At 53.2% G+C, this 18,955-nt stretch carries 19 protein-coding genes and 1 other RNA gene; 10 read left to right on the plus strand and 10 right to left on the minus strand.

Annotation, left to right across the window (positions count from 1 at the left end; translation table 11 throughout):
* Positions 1-133: 133 nt before the first annotated feature.
* The 5 genes from rpiA to zapA form a co-directional block, all read right to left on the minus strand.
* Entirely contained in the window at positions 134-802 is a 669-nt protein-coding gene (rpiA, locus tag IEW52_RS09000) for a ribose-5-phosphate isomerase RpiA (RefSeq protein WP_188629741.1), read from the minus strand.
* Positions 803-898: 96 nt separating this feature from the next.
* The gene (locus IEW52_RS09005) at positions 899-1,477 is read right to left on the minus strand and encodes a 5-formyltetrahydrofolate cyclo-ligase (protein ID WP_188629742.1); all 579 of its coding nucleotides are present in this window, start codon (positions 1,475-1,477) and stop codon (positions 899-901) included.
* A gap of 25 nt (positions 1,478-1,502) precedes the next feature.
* Positions 1,503-1,742: a VF530 family protein gene (locus tag IEW52_RS09010; protein ID WP_188629743.1), complete on the minus strand. Its 240-nt coding sequence runs from the start codon at positions 1,740-1,742 to the stop codon at positions 1,503-1,505.
* A 129-nt stretch (positions 1,743-1,871) separates the two neighbouring features.
* Positions 1,872-2,054, minus strand: a non-coding RNA gene (ssrS, locus tag IEW52_RS09015) — 6S RNA.
* A gap of 44 nt (positions 2,055-2,098) precedes the next feature.
* Positions 2,099-2,398, minus strand: coding sequence for a cell division protein ZapA (gene zapA / locus IEW52_RS09020; protein WP_188629840.1), 300 nt, complete (start codon positions 2,396-2,398; stop codon positions 2,099-2,101).
* A gap of 151 nt (positions 2,399-2,549) precedes the next feature.
* On the opposite strand from zapA, the gene IEW52_RS09025 reads away from it, so the two are divergent.
* The 9 genes from IEW52_RS09025 (at position 2,550) to IEW52_RS09065 (ending at position 11,913) form a co-directional block, all read left to right on the plus strand.
* A complete protein-coding gene (locus tag IEW52_RS09025; RefSeq protein WP_188629744.1) occupies positions 2,550-3,116 on the plus strand; it encodes a UPF0149 family protein in 567 nt (188 codons plus the stop codon).
* Positions 3,117-3,134: 18 nt separating this feature from the next.
* The gene (gene ubiH / locus IEW52_RS09030; RefSeq protein WP_188629745.1) at positions 3,135-4,346 is read left to right on the plus strand and encodes a 2-octaprenyl-6-methoxyphenyl hydroxylase; all 1,212 of its coding nucleotides are present in this window, start codon (positions 3,135-3,137) and stop codon (positions 4,344-4,346) included.
* Between the two features lie 3 nt (positions 4,347-4,349).
* Positions 4,350-5,552 carry an FAD-dependent monooxygenase gene (locus IEW52_RS09035; protein WP_188629746.1) on the plus strand — a complete coding sequence of 401 codons (1,203 nt, stop codon included), beginning with the start codon at positions 4,350-4,352 and terminating at the stop codon, positions 5,550-5,552.
* A gap of 329 nt (positions 5,553-5,881) precedes the next feature.
* Complete coding sequence (gcvT, locus tag IEW52_RS09040) at positions 5,882-6,985, plus strand: glycine cleavage system aminomethyltransferase GcvT (protein ID WP_188629747.1); 1,104 nt, start codon at positions 5,882-5,884, stop codon at positions 6,983-6,985.
* Between the two features lie 33 nt (positions 6,986-7,018).
* On the plus strand, positions 7,019-7,408 hold the full coding sequence (gene gcvH, locus IEW52_RS09045) for a glycine cleavage system protein GcvH (protein ID WP_188629748.1): 390 nt from the start codon (positions 7,019-7,021) through the stop codon (positions 7,406-7,408).
* A 252-nt stretch (positions 7,409-7,660) separates the two neighbouring features.
* A complete protein-coding gene (gene gcvP / locus IEW52_RS09050; protein WP_188629749.1) occupies positions 7,661-10,546 on the plus strand; it encodes an aminomethyl-transferring glycine dehydrogenase in 2,886 nt (961 codons plus the stop codon).
* Positions 10,547-10,820: 274 nt separating this feature from the next.
* Positions 10,821-11,138, plus strand: a complete 318-nt coding sequence (locus IEW52_RS09055; RefSeq protein WP_188629750.1) for an ElaB/YgaM/YqjD family protein — start codon at positions 10,821-10,823, stop codon at positions 11,136-11,138.
* 134 nt (positions 11,139-11,272) lie between these two features.
* A complete protein-coding gene (locus IEW52_RS09060; RefSeq protein WP_188629751.1) occupies positions 11,273-11,668 on the plus strand; it encodes a phage holin family protein in 396 nt (131 codons plus the stop codon).
* Between the two features lie 2 nt (positions 11,669-11,670).
* On the plus strand, positions 11,671-11,913 hold the full coding sequence (locus tag IEW52_RS09065; protein ID WP_188629752.1) for a hypothetical protein: 243 nt from the start codon (positions 11,671-11,673) through the stop codon (positions 11,911-11,913).
* Here IEW52_RS09065 and IEW52_RS09070 read toward each other — a convergent pair.
* The 3 genes from IEW52_RS09070 to IEW52_RS09080 all read right to left on the minus strand — a co-directional run bounded on the left by IEW52_RS09070 (position 11,910) and on the right by IEW52_RS09080 (position 16,341).
* The gene (locus IEW52_RS09070) at positions 11,910-14,753 is read right to left on the minus strand and encodes an HD domain-containing phosphohydrolase (RefSeq protein WP_188629753.1); all 2,844 of its coding nucleotides are present in this window, start codon (positions 14,751-14,753) and stop codon (positions 11,910-11,912) included. The genes IEW52_RS09065 and IEW52_RS09070 overlap by 4 nt on opposite strands.
* Positions 14,754-14,825: 72 nt before the next feature.
* Positions 14,826-15,671 (minus strand): DnaA ATPase domain-containing protein, encoded by an 846-nt coding sequence (locus IEW52_RS09075; protein ID WP_188629754.1) that lies wholly within the window; start codon positions 15,669-15,671, stop codon positions 14,826-14,828.
* Positions 15,655-16,341: a DnaT-like ssDNA-binding domain-containing protein gene (locus IEW52_RS09080; RefSeq protein WP_188629755.1), complete on the minus strand. Its 687-nt coding sequence runs from the start codon at positions 16,339-16,341 to the stop codon at positions 15,655-15,657. Before IEW52_RS09080 ends, IEW52_RS09075 begins: the two co-directional genes overlap by 17 nt.
* Positions 16,342-16,507: 166 nt before the next feature.
* Here IEW52_RS09080 and IEW52_RS09085 point away from each other — a divergent pair, with 166 nt between their 5' ends.
* A complete protein-coding gene (locus IEW52_RS09085; protein ID WP_188629756.1) occupies positions 16,508-17,476 on the plus strand; it encodes a response regulator in 969 nt (322 codons plus the stop codon).
* Positions 17,477-17,534: 58 nt separating this feature from the next.
* On the opposite strand, the gene galU is transcribed toward IEW52_RS09085, so the two are convergent.
* Positions 17,535-18,422 carry a UTP--glucose-1-phosphate uridylyltransferase GalU gene (gene galU / locus IEW52_RS09090; protein ID WP_268236655.1) on the minus strand — a complete coding sequence of 296 codons (888 nt, stop codon included), beginning with the start codon at positions 18,420-18,422 and terminating at the stop codon, positions 17,535-17,537.
* 193 nt (positions 18,423-18,615) lie between these two features.
* Positions 18,616-18,912, minus strand: a complete 297-nt coding sequence (locus IEW52_RS09095) for a ComEA family DNA-binding protein (RefSeq protein ID WP_188629758.1) — start codon at positions 18,910-18,912, stop codon at positions 18,616-18,618.
* Between the last annotated feature and the right edge of the window lie 43 nt (positions 18,913-18,955).

The following is an 18,955-nucleotide window of genomic DNA, read 5'->3' on the forward strand; positions in this document are numbered from 1 at the left end:
TCTAACGGCTTCACGCTTAAATTCATTACTAAATTTACGCTTGGTTCGGTATTGCATACACTTCCTCACTCTGAAGAAGTGTCTACTTATTCGGGGCCACTCCAGGCTCCCCATTCCCCATTCCCTATGGCTATTAGCTGGCGTTGGCTTTGCGGGTTACTACCCCATCCGGGGTGCCAATCAAGAGCACATCGGCACCACGCTGTGCAAACAGACCATTGGTGACTACGCCTACAATGGCATTGATACGAGTTTCCAGCTCGCGGGGAGCCGTGATGGCCAGGTCGTGAACATCCAGAATATGGTTACCGTTATCGGTAATTACACCTTGGCGATACACCGGCTTGCCACCCAGCTTGCTCAGCTCGCGGGCCACATATTCACGCGCCATGGGAATGACTTCCACAGGCAGCGGAAACTGGCCCATCACGTCAACGGTTTTAGAACCATCCACAATGCACACGAAGCGTTCAGCCACGGCGGCAACAATCTTTTCACGGGTTAATGCCGCGCCACCGCCTTTAATCATGGCCATGCCGGGGTCTATTTCATCGGCACCATCCACGTAAACCGCAAATTCGCTGATTTCATTAAGATCATAAAGACGGATGCCCAGTTGCTGCAGGCGAGCACTGGACGCTTCCGAGCTGGAAACCGCCCCTTTAATCTGATCTTTAATGGATCCCAGGGCATCAATAAAGTGATTTACGGTCGAGCCGGTGCCCACCCCGACTATGCTGCCCGCAGGCACGTATTCGAGGGCGGCCCAGCCGGCAGCTTTTTTCATTTCATCTTGTGTCATGAGCGTCGTTTCTTCTCTGTTTAAGGTGCACTCGGGGGCACTTGCTGTGGTAAATGCGGGCATTATAGCAACTTGGCTTTACCTTGCATGGGGCTTTTACCAGCGCCAGTGCTGTTTTGGCGTAATCAGCTCAGGCAGAGGAATATCCCAACTGTCGACGGGAATGGCGGGCAGTTGCTGACAGTCGTGTGCCAGGCCAACGGGACGCGGCCCCAACCCCTGGCGCCAGGCTGCCAGAGTACGGTCATAAAAACCACCGCCCATGCCAATGCGATTGCCGCTGGCATCAAAGGCCACCAGAGGGGTATAGATAATGTCGAGTTCGTTCTTGAATGCCAACAGCCGAATATCGAGTTTGGGCTCGGCAATACCAAAGCGGTTTTCAACCATGCTGGTATTGGGATCGTAACGTAAAAACAGCAAGTGCCCCGAACTGAAAGGGTGCAATACCGGCAGATAAACCTGAGTGCCGTTGGCCCAATACCAGTCGATGAGCGACTGCGGATTCAACTCACCGTCGTTGGCCAGATACAAGGCCACCTTGCCCGCCGCCGCCAAATGCGGAGTGTGCGCCACGCGCTGTACTATGCTGGTCGCGGCTGCCTGTTGCTGTGTTTGGCTCAGCTGGCGGCGAGCCTGCCGTATCTGTTGGCGTATGGTGTGTCTTTCGCTCAAAAGCCCCTCCGGCTTAGTCGATAATTTATTCCTTGGACTTTCCCCAGGGGCCTTCTATCAGCTCCAGGTAAATGGCTTCCACTTCGGCGCGCGCCCAGGGCGTGCGGCGTAAAAAAGTCAGGCTCGACTTGATGCTGGGATCATTCTTAAAGCAGTTGATATTGACCCTGTTTGCAAGCTCTTCCCAACCATAACGCTCAACCAGCTCGGTGAGCAATGCTTTAAGGGTAATGCCGTGCAAAGGATTATTGGGCTGTTCTGTCATTAAAGAGGTTACCTGCTACATAGGGAGGTGATAATTGTAACAGGATTTTCAGAGGCAATAGAGCAGGAGTATGACAAATGCCGCTTCAGCGGCTGGCTGCTCACCTTGTACGAAGGTGACAGCTAAAAGAGGATCCCCAGGGTGCCGTTACGGGTGTGAGTCCTTGAACCGTATGGTTCAAGGCGGAAATCCGGTATCTACCGCAGGCTTCTCGGTCGGGCCGAGCATGCTCAATAGTAAATAACACGGCTTTCCTGTGCTGTGATTATCGGCTCAGGGACGTCACCCAGCTGACGAACACCCCAGGGAAAGCTAAACTTGTATCTAAACGCTATGGGTGAAGAGTATACCTAAAACTAACCTACTTTGTTAGCCAGGGCTTCTTCAATTGTATGCTGCAGCAACTTGATGCGTTTATCCATGGCGTCAGCATATTGATAGTTTTTGTCTTTTTCAAGCTCAAGCTCGTGGCACACATTCAGTGCCAGCATAATGGCTATTTGCTCATTGGAGCCTGCCTTGCCGCTTTGCTTGAAGTTGCGAATACGCTCGTTGAGCATATCTGCCGCCCGCTGCAACGCAACTTCTTGTCCCGCAGGACAAGCAACCTTATAAGGTCGGCCGAGAATAACAATGTCGATTGCCGCTGTGGTCATGTGGTCCTCAGATGGCTGGTTGCAGTGGACGATGAAATTCTGGCGACTATATAGCGGCGCACCACAAGTTTCAAGGGGCGGCTGGCCTGATAGAGGCCACAATGCTAGGATCTGCCCCATAAATACCTCTTTTTTATCTATCGAGTAACTGATGAACGACAAGGCCCGTCTTAACTACGACGCATTTACTACCTTACTGGAACATCACAACATGGTGGTGACCACCGCCGAAGTACACGGTGTTATCTGCGGTTTGATTTGTGGTGGCATGGCGCAAAATGATCCCCGCTGGCAACAACACTTCAATGCTTTGCTAAACGACGACTTCGAGTTACCGGCTGAATTGAAAAAGGCGGTCAACCTGTTGTTTTCTCGTGTTTATGACGAGTTGATTAATCAGAGTCGCTTTGAATTGCTCATGCCGGACGATGATGAGCCGCTGGATGATCGCCTGGAAGCCATGATGGAATGGGCTGCCGCCTTTTTAGCCGGTTTTGGCGTGGTGCAGCAAGAGCTGAACAAAGCCTCGGCCGAGCTTCAGGAAATGATCCAGGACATCAGCAGTATCACTCAGGTGTCCGGTGATTTTGACCAGGAAGACGAAGAAAGTGAAACCGCCTTCGTGGTGTTATACGAGCACCTGAAATTAGGCGCCACGCTGGCGTTTGAAGAATTTGGTAAAGGCCAGGCCCAGCCTCAGCGACCCACTTTGCACTAATAGCGACAATTCAGCCCTATGACCCATTATGATGTGGTAATTAACGGTGGTGGCATGGCCGGAGCCGTGCTGGCGTTAGGCTTGAGTCAGCTTGGCCGGGCCGATGGCTCGGCATTGCGTATTGCACTCATAGAAAAATCGCTCCCCAATCACAACCTGCATCCGGGGTTTGATGCGCGCAGTATTGCGCTGGCCGGGCACAGTCGCGATTTACTGCAGCAATTGGGGCTATGGCCTTTGTTGTGTGATCTCGCCACCCCCATTACGGCCATTCAAGTGTCTGATCAAGGCCATGCCGGGCAGGTGAACATGCAGGCCGAGGACTATTCGGTACCGGCGCTGGGTTACGTGATAGAGCTCAATTCGGTCGGGCAGGTGTTGTATCAGCAATTACAGCAACACTCGGGGATTGAGCTGCTGTGCCCGGCACAGATACAGTCCTGGCAACAAGCGCCAGACCAGGTGTCGGTGACGCTGAATAATGGCAGTCGGTTAACCACTTGCTTGCTGGTTGCCGCCGATGGCAATCTCTCGCAAATCGGTCGTCAGCTTAACCTTCCCCGTCGCCAGTTCGATTATCAGCAAAGTGCCATTATTGCCAATGTACAAACGGCGATGGCGCACGAGGGGCGGGCATTTGAACGCTTTACTCCCGAGGGCCCCCTCGCGCTCCTCCCCATGAGTGGCGAGCGATGCTCGCTGGTGTGGTGTGTATCCAACGCCCGTGCCGGGCAACTAATGACACTCGACGAGGCCGACTTTTTAATCCAGTTACAACAGGCGTTCGGCTATCGACTGGGTCGCATGACCCGAGCCGGCTCCCGACATTGCTATCCCCTGGTACTGGATGAGGTCACGCGGCCCTGGCACCACAGGGTGGTGTTGGTCGGTAATGCGGCGCACCTGTTGCATCCCATTGCCGGACAAGGCTTTAATCTAGGGCTGCGAGATGTGGCGGCTTTGGTCGAACAGGTACGCCAGGCCTTGTTATCAAGCGGGCAAGGGTCCTCAAACCAGGCGGATCTTGGCAGTTATCAGCTGCTAAGCCGCTACGGACAGTCTCGACAGGCGGATCAGGCGGCATTGGTCGGCGTGACCTCGGCGCTGGCAATATTGTTTTCAAATGATCACCCCGTGCTGGCGGCGGGTCGTAATCTGGGGCTGATGACGATGGCAGCCTGCAGCTCCTTGAAACACACTTTGGCCTGGCAGGCCATGGGCAAGAGGTAACCTATGCAAGCAACAGATGTGATCATCATTGGCGGCGGCATGGTGGGGCTGACCCTGGCGCTGGCACTCGAAGACAGCGGCTTGAAAGTGGCGGTCATAGAAGGGCTAGTACCCGAGCCAACGCTGCCGGCTATCCCCGAAAATCGGGTCAGTGCCATTAATCTCGCCTCCCAAACCTTGCTCGAGCGGCTTCATGCCTGGCCAGCACAGCAAGAGCGTCTTGGCCCTTACATCAATATGGCGGTGTGGGAAGCAGACACGGGGGCTCATATCGACTTTTCAGCGACACTCATGCATCAGCCGCATTTAGGTCATATAGTCGAAAATCGCTTGCTGCAGCACAGCCTGCTTGAGCAAGCCAGAACGCGGGCCCACATAGACTTGCATCTACCGGCGCGCGCTCACTCGGTTTCTGTCAGTGAACAGGGCGCCTTTGTGTTGCTGGATAACGGCATTCCCATTACCGGCCGCTTATTGGTAGGGGCAGACGGTGCTCGCTCCTGGCTGCGGGAACAATTACAACCGGGCATGATGGAGTGGGATTACGACCACAGCGCACTGGTGGCCACGGTGGCGACCCATGAGCCTCATCAACAAACGGCGCGACAGATCTTTCGTGGCAACGACATTCTGGCCTTTTTGCCTCTGGCCGATCCCCATCAATGCTCCATCGTTTGGTCTTGTGCACCAGACGATGCCGCCGAGCGGCTGGCGCTATCGGATGTCGATTTCAACAAAGCCCTGTCGCTGGCATTTGATATGCGTTTGGGGCCGTGCGAAGTGCTGGGACCACGGATGACCATTCCATTAAAGGCCCGTTTCAGTCAGCAGTTTTGCGGCCCGCGCTGGGCCTTGATTGGCGATGCAGCACACACCATTCACCCCCTGGCGGGGCAGGGCGTTAACCTGGGGCTGCAAGATGCGGCGGCGTTGGCCGATACCCTGACCCAGCTGCACCAGGCGGGGCGCGATATTGGCGCCTTGGCCGAGTTGAAGTCTTTCGAACGCTGGCGCAAAACCGAAGCCGCTACCCTGCTGGCGGCCATGGAAGGGCTGAAACGTCTGTTCGGGATTGATAACCCACTGTTAAAAGGGTTGCGGGGTGTGGGCTTGAACCTCACCAACCGGCTGACGCCGATCAAACGCCAGTTGGCGGCGCACGCCCTGGGCACCAGTGGCCTGCAGGCCAAACTATCTAAAAAATAGCGGCCAACTCAACATAAAGCCGTCTGGCTTAAGGCTGGCTTTATGTTGTTTGTAGGGGCGAATTCATTCGCACAAAAGCCATGGCACTACTTTAAAACGCTTGAATGCGTACGATACAAAACCAAGACCCTACCACTGGCGTTATCCTTATATTTTCTTCCCGCTGAATGCTGCAGTTTTCTATTTCCCGTAGACCTGATCACACTTTAATAATCAAAGTAAAGCTTTACCCTTTGTGTGGTTTTATCCCCGGCCGGCTTGAGTATAATCAAAAAAGCACTACCGGATTATCGCTGATAGACAAAGCTTGAATACAAGGAAGCGCATTGATGATTAAGCAAACAGTCTTGCACCCGGAGCACGTTGCAGCCGGTGCCAAAATGGTCGATTTTCACGGTTGGGACATGCCCATTCAATATGCCTCTCAGCTCGAAGAGCACCATATTGTGCGCACCGATGCCGGCATGTTCGATGTTTCTCATATGACGATTGTTGATGTCACCGGCAGCGAGGCAAAACCGTTTTTGCAAAAACTGCTGGCCAATGATGTCGCGCGTATCACCGAAACAGGCAAAGCCATTTACAGCCCCATGCTGAATGAGCAGGGCGGTGTGATTGATGACTTGATTATCTATTTAATGGCCGACGATTTTTATCGCATGATAGTCAACTCTGCCACCCGTGATAAAGATCTGGCCTGGCTGGAGAAACAGCAACAGCCATTTGATGTGGCGCTGACCGAACGTGCAGAGCTGGCCATGGTTGCAGTACAGGGGCCCAACGCCAAAGCCAAGGTGGCTCAGGTATTAACGCCAGAGCAAAATGAAGCCATCAAGGCACTGAAACCTTTTTATGGTGTGCAGGCCGATGACTATTTTATTGCCACCACCGGCTATACCGGGGAAGACGGCTATGAAATCATCGTTTCCGAAACTCGGGTGACAGAGTTATGGGATAAGTTGCTCGAAGCCGGTGTTAAACCCTGTGGCCTGGGCGCACGCGACACCCTGCGTCTGGAAGCTGGCATGAATCTTTATGGTCAGGACATGGACGAAACTGTGTCGCCCCTGGCTGCCAATATGGCCTGGACCATCGCCTGGGAGCCAGCAGAGCGTGACTTTATTGGTCGTGATGCGCTGGAGGCGCAAAAAGCCGCCGGCGATCAACCCAAGCTGGTCGGCCTGGTCATGAAAGAGAAAGGCGTATTGCGCACCGGCACAACGGTCCGTTTTATTGACGAACAGGGACTGGAGCAGCAAGGCATTATTACCTCCGGCAGTTTCTCGCCTACACTGGGGCACAGTATTGCGTTGGCACGGGTACCGAGATCCATTGGCGCAACAGCGGAAGTGGAAATGCGTAAAAAATGGGTGCCAGTGTCTGTGGTGAAACCGACCTTCGTACGTTTTGGCAAAGCAGTTGCAGCTATTTAACACATGCGTTCAAGCATCAAGAGGAACAATGAAATGAGCAATATCCCCAGTGAATTGAAATACGCCCGCACTCACGAATGGGTACGCCTGGAAGGAAACGGAGAAGCCGTGGTAGGTATTTCCGAGCATGCACAAGATCTGTTGGGCGATATGGTGTTTGTTGAACTGCCGGAAGTGGGGCGCACCGTTGACGCCAGCGAAGACTGCGCCGTAGCGGAGTCGGTAAAGGCCGCATCTGATATTTATGCTCCTGTGGGTGGCGAAATTATTGCCGTTAACGAGGCACTGGAGGATAGCCCCGAGCTGGTTAACTCAGATCCCTACGGCGATGGCTGGTTGTTCCGCATCAAATTGTCTGACGACTCCGATCTTGAAGAACTGTTGGACGCGAATGACTACCAAAACAGCATCGACGAAGAATGAGCATCAGCCCCCGCCAAGGGGGCTTTTTGCAGTTGTGCTAACGTATGTTTTTCAGGAGTGAGTGTATTCGATCAAACAGGGGGCCAAGTCCTTAACACGGTCGAATGAACTCGCTCTAACACAGGCTGGTGAGGTTGCCAGGTTCCTGAATATCATCAGGAACCTGGCTTTCAGCCTGGTGTTGGTTTGTATTTGACTGATGGCTTGCGGCTTTTAGCTTTCGGCTTTCAGTTCCTATTTAAGGAAGTGAACATGACTCCGTCGCTGTTTGAACTTGAACAAAATAACGCCTTTACTGCTCGTCACATAGGCCCGAACGAGCAGGACATAGCGCACATGCTGGCCGTGGTCGGTGCCGACTCTCTTGATGATCTTATTCGCCAGACCGTGCCCGCCAATATTCTCAACGATCAGCCGTTAGGCATTGGTGCCAGCCGCACCGAAGTGGAAGCGCTGGCTTATTTAAAGTCGCTGGCACAAAAAAACAAGATCAACAAAAGCTATATCGGCATGGGGTATCACGACACCCATGTGCCTTTGGTCATTCAGCGCAATGTGCTGGAAAATCCGGGTTGGTATACGGCCTACACTCCTTATCAGCCGGAGATTGCTCAGGGCCGACTGCAGGCACTGCTTAACTTTCAGCAACTGACCCAGGATTTGACGGGCCTCGATCTGGCCAGCGCGTCCCTGCTGGATGAAGCCACTGCTGCCGCCGAAGCCATGGCGTTGGCCAAGCGGGTAAGCAAGAACAAACAAGCCAATACCTTCTTTATTGCCGATGATGTACACCCGCAAACCATAGATGTGGTGCAAGAGCGTGCCAGTCACTATGGCTTTGAAATAACCATAGCGCCCGCAGAAAACGTGCTGGAGCATGCGGTGTTCGGCGCCCTGTTTCAATATCCGTCTACCACCGGCCAAATTCGTGACCTGAGCGAATTAATTGCCGGGGTGCAGGCGCAAAAAGGCATTGCCTGTGTGGCCGCCGATATTTTGTCGCTGGTGTTGCTCAAGGCACCGGGCGAGCTGGGTGCCGATGTGGTGTTGGGTAATGCCCAGCGCTTTGGCGTGCCCATGGGCTATGGCGGCCCTCACGCAGCATTCTTTGCCACGCGCGATGCCTATAAACGATCGTTACCCGGGCGCATTATCGGTGTGTCCAAAGACAGCCGCGGCAAGCCTGCCTTGCGCATGGCCATGCAAACCCGTGAACAGCATATTCGACGAGAAAAGGCCAACTCCAACATCTGTACCGCTCAGGTATTGCTGGCCAACATGTCGAGCTTTTTCGCGGTTTACCACGGTCCCGAAGGTCTGAAGCGCATCGCCAACCGAGTGCATCGCCTGACCGATATTCTGGCGCTGGGCTTAACGCAGCAAGGTATGACGCTGCGCCATGACACCTGGTTCGATACCCTGACGGTGCAAGTGAGCGCGGGTGATAAAGACACCATTATCACCCGTGCCCTGAACAAGGGCGTAAACCTGCGTACCGATATCAGCGGCGCCCTGGGTGTCTCGTTATCGGAAACCACGCGCCGTGAAGATGTGGCCGAGTTGTTCGATATCTTTTTGGGTGAGGGCCATGGCCTGGAAGTCGAGCCGCTGGATGCCAAGGCGGCACAAGGCAGCCATTCCATTCCCGCCGAGTTGCTGCGAGACAGCGCTATTCTGACCCACGAAGTGTTTAACCGCTATCACTCCGAAACCGAGATGCTGCGCTATATCCACAAGCTGGAAATGAAAGACATGGCGCTTAATTACAGCATGATTTCATTGGGCTCTTGCACCATGAAGCTGAACGCCACCGCCGAAATGGTGCCCATCAGCTGGCCCGAGCTGGCACAACTGCATCCGTTTGCTCCACTGGATCAAACTCAGGGTTATCAGCAGATTATTGCCGAGCTGGAGAACTGGCTGGCTAAAATTACCGGTTACGACGCCATTTGCATTCAGCCCAACTCGGGCGCGCAAGGGGAGTATGCCGGTCTGCTGGCTATCAAGAAATATCATGAGTCTCGCGGCGATCACCACAGGGACATTTGTCTGATCCCGAGCTCTGCGCACGGCACCAATCCGGCCTCGGCACAAATGGCCAACATGAAGGTAATAGTGGTGGCCTGTGACAAGCAGGGCAACATCGACATGGCGGATCTCAAGTCCAAGACCGCCGAAGCCGGCGAGAATCTGTCTTGCATCATGGTCACCTATCCCTCGACCCATGGCGTATATGAAGAAAATATTCGACAAGTGTGCGAAATCATCCATAGCCAGGGTGGCCAGGTGTACATGGACGGCGCCAACATGAACGCCCAGGTGGGTATTACGTCACCGGGCTTTATTGGCGGCGATGTTTCCCATCTTAATTTGCACAAGACCTTCGCCATTCCTCACGGTGGTGGCGGCCCGGGCATGGGGCCCATTGGCGTTAAGGCGCACTTGGCGCCATTTGTTGCCGGACATGCCGTGGTGAAAACCGAAAAAACCAGCCGCGATAATGGTGCCGTGTCTGCCGCTCCGTTTGGCTCGGCCAGTATCTTGCCGATCAGCTGGATGTATACCGCACTGCTGGGTGACGAAGGCCTGAAACGCTCGACTCAGCTGGCGATATTGAATGCCAACTATCTGATGAAGAGTCTGGCGGATGACTATCCTATTCTGTACACCGGCCGTAACGACCGAGTCGCCCATGAGTGTATTGTGGATCTGCGGCCGATAAAGGAAGTCAGCGGCATCAGCGAAATGGACATTGCCAAACGACTGAACGATTTTGGTTTTCATGCGCCAACCATGAGCTTTCCGGTGGCGGGCACCTTGATGATAGAACCCACCGAGTCGGAGTCTAAAACCGAAATCGACCGCTTTATTGCGGCCATGAAGCAAATTCGTGAGGAAATCCGTCAAATTGAAGACGGTACCTGGACGTTGGAAGACAATCCGCTGGTCAATGCGCCCCATACGCAAGACGATATAATGGATGCCGAGTGGAACCGCGCCTACAGCCGAGAGCTGGCGGTATTCCCAACGGCCGACGTACGGAGAGCCAAATTCTGGCCGACCGTTAATCGTATCGATGATGTCTATGGCGATCGAAACTTATTCTGCAGCTGCCTGCCGACCTCAGCCTACGAGTAAGTAACAAGCCATTGGTGTCACGCCATGTGTAATCAGTTAATAAAGCCGCTTAGCGGCTTTATTTTTATCTTTTTTCAATGCCAAATCCTGCGAGCAGCACAATACAGGGTGAGATTGTCTTGTTAATCTGCATGCCTCGGCGGGATAAGACAAAAATAGTCTTAGCTGGCGCTATTTTATCGCCAGACCCTAGCTAAAACGGCCATTAATGGATATGGTAAATATGCTGTATTCAACATTAAAGCTGTTTACTACTTATTCATCAGGAGGCGCTATGAGCCAGAAATATGAAGCAGAACGAGCGGTATTAATGGAAGACGTAAAGCAGGTGCTTAAAGATGCCGAGGCGCTCTACAAGGCGGCGGTTGATGATGGTACCAAAGAAGGTCAGGCGCTGAAGGAAAAACTCAAAGCCCAGTTGGCCAAGGCACAAAAGCAATATGCCGAGCTGGAAGGCTCTGTGGTAGAGCGCACACGCCAGGCGGCTGCCAGCACCAACGATCTGGTGCATGAAAAACCCTATCATGCCATTGGTATTGCTGCCGTGGTGGGTTTGTTGTTGGGGGCGTTTTTGAGCCGTTGCGGCCGCTAACCGCAAGTACTGGGCGTTGAGATAGTCAGCGTGTTCCGGCAATGACCGGACTGATATTACAAGATTTTTATTTTCTGTCGGGTTTCGGTCATACCAGAGCCCGACAGCACTTTTATGCAAAGGACGGTTTATTGATGAGTGGCCAAATCAATTCGTTGAAGGAGTTGCTGCATACCGTTACCGAGCTGTTATTCGTACGCTTCAAAATGGCCCGTATCGAGTTTGTTGCGCAAAAAGAGCGCATGGTACGGCTGGGCATACTGGCATTTGTTGCGGTGATGCTGTTTTTAATGTCTTACATCAGCCTGTTGTTTGGATTGAATGTGGTGTTGTCCCCCGGTGCCAAAGTATGGGTGTTTTTCGCTTTGTCGGCCATTATGCTGCTATTGATGGCATGGGCTTTTTGGTCGATTAGCCGCAATCTCACAAACCAGCGGCGATTCTTGACGAAAACATTGCACGAACTACAAGAAGACGTGGCTTATGTACAAGGTAAAAAGACCATGGCCGACTGGTCTTTAAAGGAGTAACCATGCACAAGTCATTAAAAGAAGAGCAGCAACTGTTGCAACTGCAGGCCGAGGCGTTGCGGCTGAAACTGTTGTCCAATCAAATGCGCCGTCAGCAAGAGCACTCCGGCCCGGATTTACTGGGGCTGGCCAGCCAGTTACCCAAGGCGGGGTTGGTGTGGCGACTGGCCAACATGCCCCGCAAACTCAGAAACAAGCTGCTGTTGGGCGCGGGCCTGCTGGCGGTACTGTACCTGCGTTTTTAATCCTCTTGTTTTGTCGTCGGTTGTAAACCGGCGGCCGCCAATACTTGCTGCTTGTTGATCTGGTCCTGCTGCTCTGCTGCCAGATATTGGCTGGCGTATTGCAGATAAATTTCCTGCTCCACAAAAAAGCGAAACAGCACCGGATCCAGGTGCTGTTTTTTTACCATGTTTGCCATTATCGACAGTGTCTTTTGCAAACTATTGGCCTGTTTATAGGGGCGATCGGATGCAGTCAGGGCTTCAAATACATCGGCCAGCGCCATGATGCGAGCCTGTAATGGCAAATCGCCGGCTTTTATGCCTCGCGGATACCCAGTGCCGTCCATGCGCTCGTGATGGCTGGCGGCCAGTACCGGCACGTCACTCAAGTGAGCCGGGTAATGTAACTCGCTCAGCATAATCAGGGTGTGTACCACGTGGGCATTGATAATATAGCGCTCTTCGGCGGTGAGCGTGCCGTGAGCAATGGCCAGATTATAACGTTCGCCCAAGTGCTGCTTGAGCCTGGGTTGCAGCATGGTTATCTGCCAACTATTATTTTGCTCGATACGCTCCTTTGCCAAATAGGGAACATGATGCTCGGGCTTGTCATCCAGCAAGCTTTCCCAGACGGGCAGTGGTGTTTCATGGCCCAGCCGTTGCTCCTCCTCCCAGGATAATCCCAGCCTGTTATTCAGGGTACGCAGCCAGCGCTGCTCAGCTATGTGAGTGAGGCGAGCCTGCTGATCCGGTCCGGTTTTAATGTCGCCTTTGTTTAATTGCGCAATAAAGGCGAAATCGTCATCAAGCTGTTGCTGTTGCTGCTGGCGCCGCTTGGCCAGCTCGGCCTCGTTTTCGCCGTTGGCGAGGCCTTGCCAATAGCGAATATCCGCATCGCGCTTTAACACCTCGAAACGCGTTCTTATTTCATGTATCCGGTTGTACAGGGTTTCCAGCTTGGTGGCTTTATTCAGCACATGCTCGGGCGTGACCAGTTTGCCGCAATCATGCAGCCAGGCCGCCAGATAAAGCGCCTCCCATTGCTGATCCGACAGGTGAAAATCGGCATAGTCACCGGTCTGGCTGTGATGGGCGGCGCGGGCCAGCATCAGGGTGAGCTCGGGCACGCGTTGGCAATGTTTGCTGGTATGGGGTGACTTGGCATCAATGCCTGTAGCCAGCACCCGGATCATCGATTCCGTCATCCGCTGTTGCTGCTCAAACAGCGACATGTCTTCCAGGGCAATATTGGCAAAGTCGCAGTAATGGGCAATAAAACGGCGCTTTCCGGCAGAAAGAGCCGGGGCGCCATGGCGCATGCCTAACATGATGGCACCGTTAAGCTGACCAAAACGATCGTACAACAGCCAGGGCGGCTCGAAGCGCAACGCCTGATCGGCAAATGTCTGCAACATAAAGGCAGACAGGTCATGACCTTCTGCCAGATCGGGCAAGGTAATGCGGTGTTGTCGGTGTTTATCCAGCAGCTCCAGGCTGTGTTCGTTTTCTTGCTGTCTGGCTCGATAAATCAGGCAACGCCGCCCGTTACTCAGGTGCGTGATCCCGGTGGCTACCCGCTGCAATAAATTATTAAAGTCATCGCTTTGTGATAAAGAATGCAGCTCTTTGATAAAACCGGCCAGAGCACGGCTCATCATGGTCATGGTCTGCGCTTGCTCATCCAGCTCTTTATAGAAGTATCGACGCTGTTTTAAGGTGGTAAAATCAAAGGCCTGAATGGCTTTCATATCATCGGCAATGTGTTTCATAGGGCGGGATATGGCTCGAGAAGCCATGATGACCAGGGGTAAGCTCAATATCACGATCAGCAAGGTCAGCCAGGCTTGTTCACGATTAAATCTGAGGGCGTCGACCATGAGCGTACGGTAGGGAATCAAGGTGGCCAGGCGCAAATCCAGGGACGAGAATGCGGGGATATCCAGCTTGAGGGGCTGCTGCTGGCCCAGCCAGGTTTCGCCTGCCGTTTCATGTTGCCAGCTGCCGAGGTCGGGATTCTTGGTCAACACCGAGAAACCGCTCAGATCCTGAATGGCTGACAAAGGCGATGCCATGCCCTTTGCAGTACTGTCGGCTAATACCTCAAGGCCCGGGGCTTGCAGCAGCAAGATACGAGCACCGGGCAACCCCTGGTCAAGCACAGAATTCAAATCGGTTAATTGTAAATCGGCCGCCCACACCCTTTGCTGGTCCGCATCGCCAACCGATAAGGTCAGCCCTGGTGTATTCGAGCCATGAAAAAGGTAGGGAGCAGTAAGATGCATGCCTGGCCGAGACAGGGTAGGGCTATACCAGGGGCGACTTCGCACATCAAACGGGTCAATATTTTCGGTGGCGTTAACTTCAGTCTGATTGAGCTGCTGGTCATCCTGATCAAAATAAAAGCGTTGTGTGGCCAGGCCCGGAGCCATGATGTCGAGTATCAGCCTGGTTGATAACGGTGGGGTAAACGAAGTGTGCGTGGGCTGGTCGGCAACGCGATGGAAAAAAAGTCCGCGCCCATCGGGCTCTCCTACATAAAAGCGCACTACATGAGGGTTGGCTGCTAGCAAAGGGCGCAGTAATGGCCACCAGCGGCCGGGATCTTGTGCCGTTGCGGCCAGAGTCACGTTATTGCTTTGCATCAGGGTAAGGGCAGTATTGATATTTTGCAGGCTGTAAGAGAGTCGTTGACTGAGTTGCTGCTCCAGTACGGCAAGGCGCTGCTGGCTGTTGGCCATCACATAGCTGCTGTTATGACGGTGCTGGGCATAAATCAGCACGCTGCCCAGCAGAATTATCAAAATAGAAAACAAACAGCTAATGTACACCCGCAGGCTAAAACGCGCATGAATCAAAGGCATGATGATCATCCTGTTCCATCAATGCTAAGCGTAGCTGCGAGTGTAAAAAATCACATTCCCGAGCGGAGTTTGTCAGCTGCGATAGTCGCCGATGTCCGGCCTGCGGCTGGGGCCATGCAGTGCGATATCCACTGGATGAAAGGCTTTAATGGCTTCAAAGCAGAAATCACCCACCGCGCGATGCAGAGCCTGCGGATCATGGTTGGTAATGATAATGACGCTTTTTGCCAGATTACGGCGCCGGCGCAGTAAATGACCCAGAAAGCTGGACTGACTCTCGGCCAGGCGCGCTCGGTTGGCAGCGACTTCATCCAGAATCAATAAATCCACTTCTTCCAACGCCCGGCGATACTGGTTGCGGCTTTCCTGATCTTCAATCACCCCGAAAAACAACCGGTCCACCACAGACGCCCATTGCTGAAAGATGACCGACTTTTGATGCTGATAAATCAGCTCGTGGGCAATGGCGCCGGCCAGCGTCGATTTGCCGGTACCAAAATCACCGTAAATCAGAATGGCGGCTCCGCCTTTTTCCTTCCAGTGATCAAAGGCATTAATGAAATGATGCGCGGTATCAATATGGTGACCCAGGGCGGGGTCGTCTCTGTCCATATTGTCGAATACCCATTCCTTATTGAGATCGGCCTGGGCCAGCAGGCGTTCGGTACGTTGTTGTCTGGCTTGAGCCTGCGCCTTTTGCACATCAATATTCGCTTGCTGTTCATACTGACGCTTGAGCTCGAAGTAATCATATTCGGGCAGAGTGCCGCCGGCTCTCAATTGCTGCAACCGGCTGAGTACCTGTTTGACATCCCCCTTGGCGGCGGCGGGAGTGGTGTCTTTTTGTGGTTTTGGACGGCGACGGCGACGAGCAATGTCATTCAGGTCGGCGGCAATTTCTTCAGCTGTCTTTTTCATCAGATGCGCAGTCTTCCTGGTTATCGGCGTTAAGGCGCTGGGCCTCCGCCATCATTTGTTGAGCCCGTTTACTGGGGCCTGAGTCGGTTTTGGCGGGCAACTGCTGATAACCCGCGTCTGTCTGGGGCGCGGGCGCTCGCTTGATGCTGCGCTGGTTTTTCAGTTTGCGTACTAATTTCAGCATCCATTGATGCTGGTTTTCAAATACTTCCGGGCGGCCCAGCCAATAGGCAATAAATTCGCCCAGTTCGGTTTCGTCAATGTGGCTGTCGAGTAATCCGCACAATCGGGCCAACCCTTCAAACTGGTCATCCGGTCGCCACTGCGGGTGCATGGCAAACTGGCGAGCAGGCAGCGGTGACAAGCCTTGCAGTCGTTTCAGCGGCAGTGAAAATATTGCACCATGATAATGCTGGGGGTGCGGATTTTCTACCAGACTCAGCAAGCCCACAGCCAGTAACTCTTCAATGAGCTGGGTCAGTATCGCGGGCGTGACCCGATAACGATATTCGCCTTCACCCTGTACCGCCAACGCCTTGCCCAGCACCGGATAATCCAGTGCCTGGGTCTGGTCGCCGCGAGCCTGATGCTGAAGATACAGCTGATACAGGCTGCGGGCCGGGTGTGACAGTTTAGGGGAGGTCAGTGCCTGATATTCTGCCGGTGTCATAATGCCATTACTACCAAATGAAAATCCGTTATCAATAAAGTCGGGTTATGCAACATCATGGTGACGGTGAGCGGCCATGGCGTGCAACTACTTTATCGAAACTCGGCGATAGGGCCGAAATTAAACTAGGCTCAGAGTATACCTCATAACCTTGTCAGCTAATCCGATGTTTAAAGACTCTCCCCTGATCCTGTTGATAGAAAGCGACGGCGCGTTTCGGCGGCTGATGCTGTCTTACCTTGAGCTGTGGGGGGCAAGAGTCATTGAAGTGGATAACGCAATTGAAGGTCTGTGTCAGGCCGAGCTGCAGGCACCCGATTTGGTGTTGAGTGATATGCTCGCCACCGGCCCGGATGGGTCCGATAGTATTAGTGCATTTAAACGCCATTACCCGGCTATTCCGGTGATTGCTATTTCGGGACGGCAAAAAATGGCCGACGTGGCGGGGGCGCTGCGTGCCGGCGCTCAGGATTATTTAATCAAGCCCATACGTCATTGGTGGCAAGTAGAAAAGGTGATTGCGGCCTGTCTTAAACCCAGCCTCCGGCAACTGTGTGCCGAGCTTGATGAACATGTGGATTTTTTTCGTCAGCACGATATTGCCGCCAGCCGGTTATGCCGGAGCTGGCGCCAATTGTCGGAGCAAACGCTCGGCGACTGGCGGCTGAGCTGCCGACAAAGCTCTCCCTGGTGGCTGGCCGAGTACATCAAGCTGGATCAGGACGTATTATTGCTGCTGGCGGAGTTTGATCCTATGGACAGAGACACCCCCATCATCATGACCCTGCTCACTTTTTTGTTACACGAGCCACAACGGCAATACCGGAATCAGCCCAATACCATGCTCAATAACCCGGCACGAACCCTGGAGTATCTCAATCAGCTGATCCTGGAGGCGGGGCTGGGTTGTCGAGTCAATCTGGCATTGTTTCGGCTGCAGGCCAACAGCAATCAGGTGCTGCTGGCCAATGGCGGCATGACGGGCAACCAGTGGTTGGCGCAGTGCAATGCAGGGCCATTAGGGTTGAAAACCCTCAAGGCCCATCAACTGAGCTACCCCAGTGCTTTTCCTTTCAACGTGACCCTGCAAGGCAGCTTTGGCGGAAAAATAAAACTGACTGCCTGTTATCGCTAAAGTGCATTACAGCAACGCTCGGCTTTTGCTGCGCGTGCAACATGCGGCAACCGGATGATTAATATTTCAGCTGCTTTAAATAGTGCCGAAAATCTTCACCCAGCTCGGAGTGGCGTAAACCAAACTCGACATTCGCCATCAGCAAGCCCAGCTTGTTACCGCAGTCGTGGCTTTTGCCAGTGATATGATGCGCGTTTACCGGGTGCTGTTCCATCAGCATGGCGATGGTATCGGTCAGCTGGATTTCATCTCCTTTACCCTGTGGCGTTTTACTGAGCAGGGGCCATATATCGGCAGACAACACATAACGGCCTACCACTGCCAGATTGGAGGGGGCTTCCTGGGTTGATGGCTTTTCGACCATATCATTAATAGGTGCAGATTCCCCCTGGGCCAGGGTGTGAGCGCCAATGTCGACAATACCAAACTGGTCGACTTGCTCTTGCGCGACCGGCTCTACTAAAATTTGACTATGGCCGCTGTCATTAAAGGCGCCGATCATGGCTGCCAGATTGTCTTGTTGCAGGTTACAGCTGGCATCATCTATGAGTACATCGGGCAGCAGGATGGCAAAAGGGACGTCGCCCACCAGCGGACGAGCACATAAAATGGCATGGCCCAGACCTTTGGCTTCACCCTGGCGCACGTGCATTATGGTAACGTCCTGCGGGCAAATACGTTGTACTTCATCCAGTAGTTGGCGCTTTACCCGTTTTTCCAGTGTGGCTTCCAGTTCAAAACTGGTATCAAAATGGTTTTCAATCGAGTTTTTACTGGCATGCGTCACCAGCACAATTTCTTTTATGCCCGCTTTTACTGCCTCGTTCACTACATACTGGATCAGTGGTTTATCTACCACAGGTAACATTTCTTTGGGGATGGCCTTGGTGGCAGGCAGCATACGAGTACCTAAACCGGCAACCGGAATCACGGCCTTGCGGATCAAAGGGACAACAGGTTTGGCAATGGGTGTCAGAACGGCTTGGGTATCGACTGGGTTTACAGCTTGGGTAGAAGGCATAGTTGTCATCAAAATAAGCAAGAATGACTAATCATAGCGAATAGCAGCCCTCCCGGCCATACCGGGAGGGCTCAGGCCGTGGGTCAACAGGTGCTGACGGCCTTGTTAACTTACGCGTTTACTCCGTTAGCAAGTGGCGGTTTTTTTCTACGGTGGCAGGGCCAATACCACTGACCTTTGCCAAATCATCTATCGAGTCGAAGGCGCCGTTGGCTTCTCTATACTCAACGATGGCCTTTGCTTTAGCCGAACCAATTCCCGTTAACATGGCCAGTTGGTCTGCGCTGGCGTTATTGATACTGATACTGGTAATAACTGCATCCTGTGCTGGAGGATTTTTTGTTTCTTGAGCCATGCTAGGCGCCGATACCGCCAATGTTGCAACGAGTAAAGTGGATAGCAGTGCTTTATTCATTTCATCACTCCTTGATCTTGATGAAGGTAGGTTCACATGTTGT

This window comes from Oceanisphaera marina, from assembly GCF_014643915.1.
In the GTDB taxonomy this organism is placed as follows: domain Bacteria; phylum Pseudomonadota; class Gammaproteobacteria; order Enterobacterales; family Aeromonadaceae; genus Oceanimonas; species Oceanimonas marina.

Coding starts and splice junctions, on each gene's coding strand:
- rpiA (WP_188629741.1), bottom strand. CDS start 802: ATGACACAAGATGAAATGAAAAAAGCTGCCGGCTGGGCCGCCCTCGAA.
- IEW52_RS09010 (WP_188629743.1), bottom strand. CDS start 1,742: ATGACAGAACAGCCCAATAATCCTTTGCACGGCATTACCCTTAAAGCA.
- zapA (WP_188629840.1), bottom strand. CDS start 2,398: ATGACCACAGCGGCAATCGACATTGTTATTCTCGGCCGACCTTATAAG.
- IEW52_RS09025 (WP_188629744.1), top strand. CDS start 2,550: ATGAACGACAAGGCCCGTCTTAACTACGACGCATTTACTACCTTACTG.
- ubiH (WP_188629745.1), top strand. CDS start 3,135: ATGACCCATTATGATGTGGTAATTAACGGTGGTGGCATGGCCGGAGCC.
- IEW52_RS09035 (WP_188629746.1), top strand. CDS start 4,350: ATGCAAGCAACAGATGTGATCATCATTGGCGGCGGCATGGTGGGGCTG.
- gcvT (WP_188629747.1), top strand. CDS start 5,882: ATGATTAAGCAAACAGTCTTGCACCCGGAGCACGTTGCAGCCGGTGCC.
- gcvH (WP_188629748.1), top strand. CDS start 7,019: ATGAGCAATATCCCCAGTGAATTGAAATACGCCCGCACTCACGAATGG.
- gcvP (WP_188629749.1), top strand. CDS start 7,661: ATGACTCCGTCGCTGTTTGAACTTGAACAAAATAACGCCTTTACTGCT.
- IEW52_RS09055 (WP_188629750.1), top strand. CDS start 10,821: ATGAGCCAGAAATATGAAGCAGAACGAGCGGTATTAATGGAAGACGTA.
- IEW52_RS09060 (WP_188629751.1), top strand. CDS start 11,273: ATGAGTGGCCAAATCAATTCGTTGAAGGAGTTGCTGCATACCGTTACC.
- IEW52_RS09065 (WP_188629752.1), top strand. CDS start 11,671: ATGCACAAGTCATTAAAAGAAGAGCAGCAACTGTTGCAACTGCAGGCC.
- IEW52_RS09070 (WP_188629753.1), bottom strand. CDS start 14,753: ATGCCTTTGATTCATGCGCGTTTTAGCCTGCGGGTGTACATTAGCTGT.
- IEW52_RS09075 (WP_188629754.1), bottom strand. CDS start 15,671: ATGAAAAAGACAGCTGAAGAAATTGCCGCCGACCTGAATGACATTGCT.
- IEW52_RS09080 (WP_188629755.1), bottom strand. CDS start 16,341: ATGACACCGGCAGAATATCAGGCACTGACCTCCCCTAAACTGTCACAC.
- IEW52_RS09085 (WP_188629756.1), top strand. CDS start 16,508: ATGTTTAAAGACTCTCCCCTGATCCTGTTGATAGAAAGCGACGGCGCG.
- IEW52_RS09095 (WP_188629758.1), bottom strand. CDS start 18,912: ATGAATAAAGCACTGCTATCCACTTTACTCGTTGCAACATTGGCGGTA.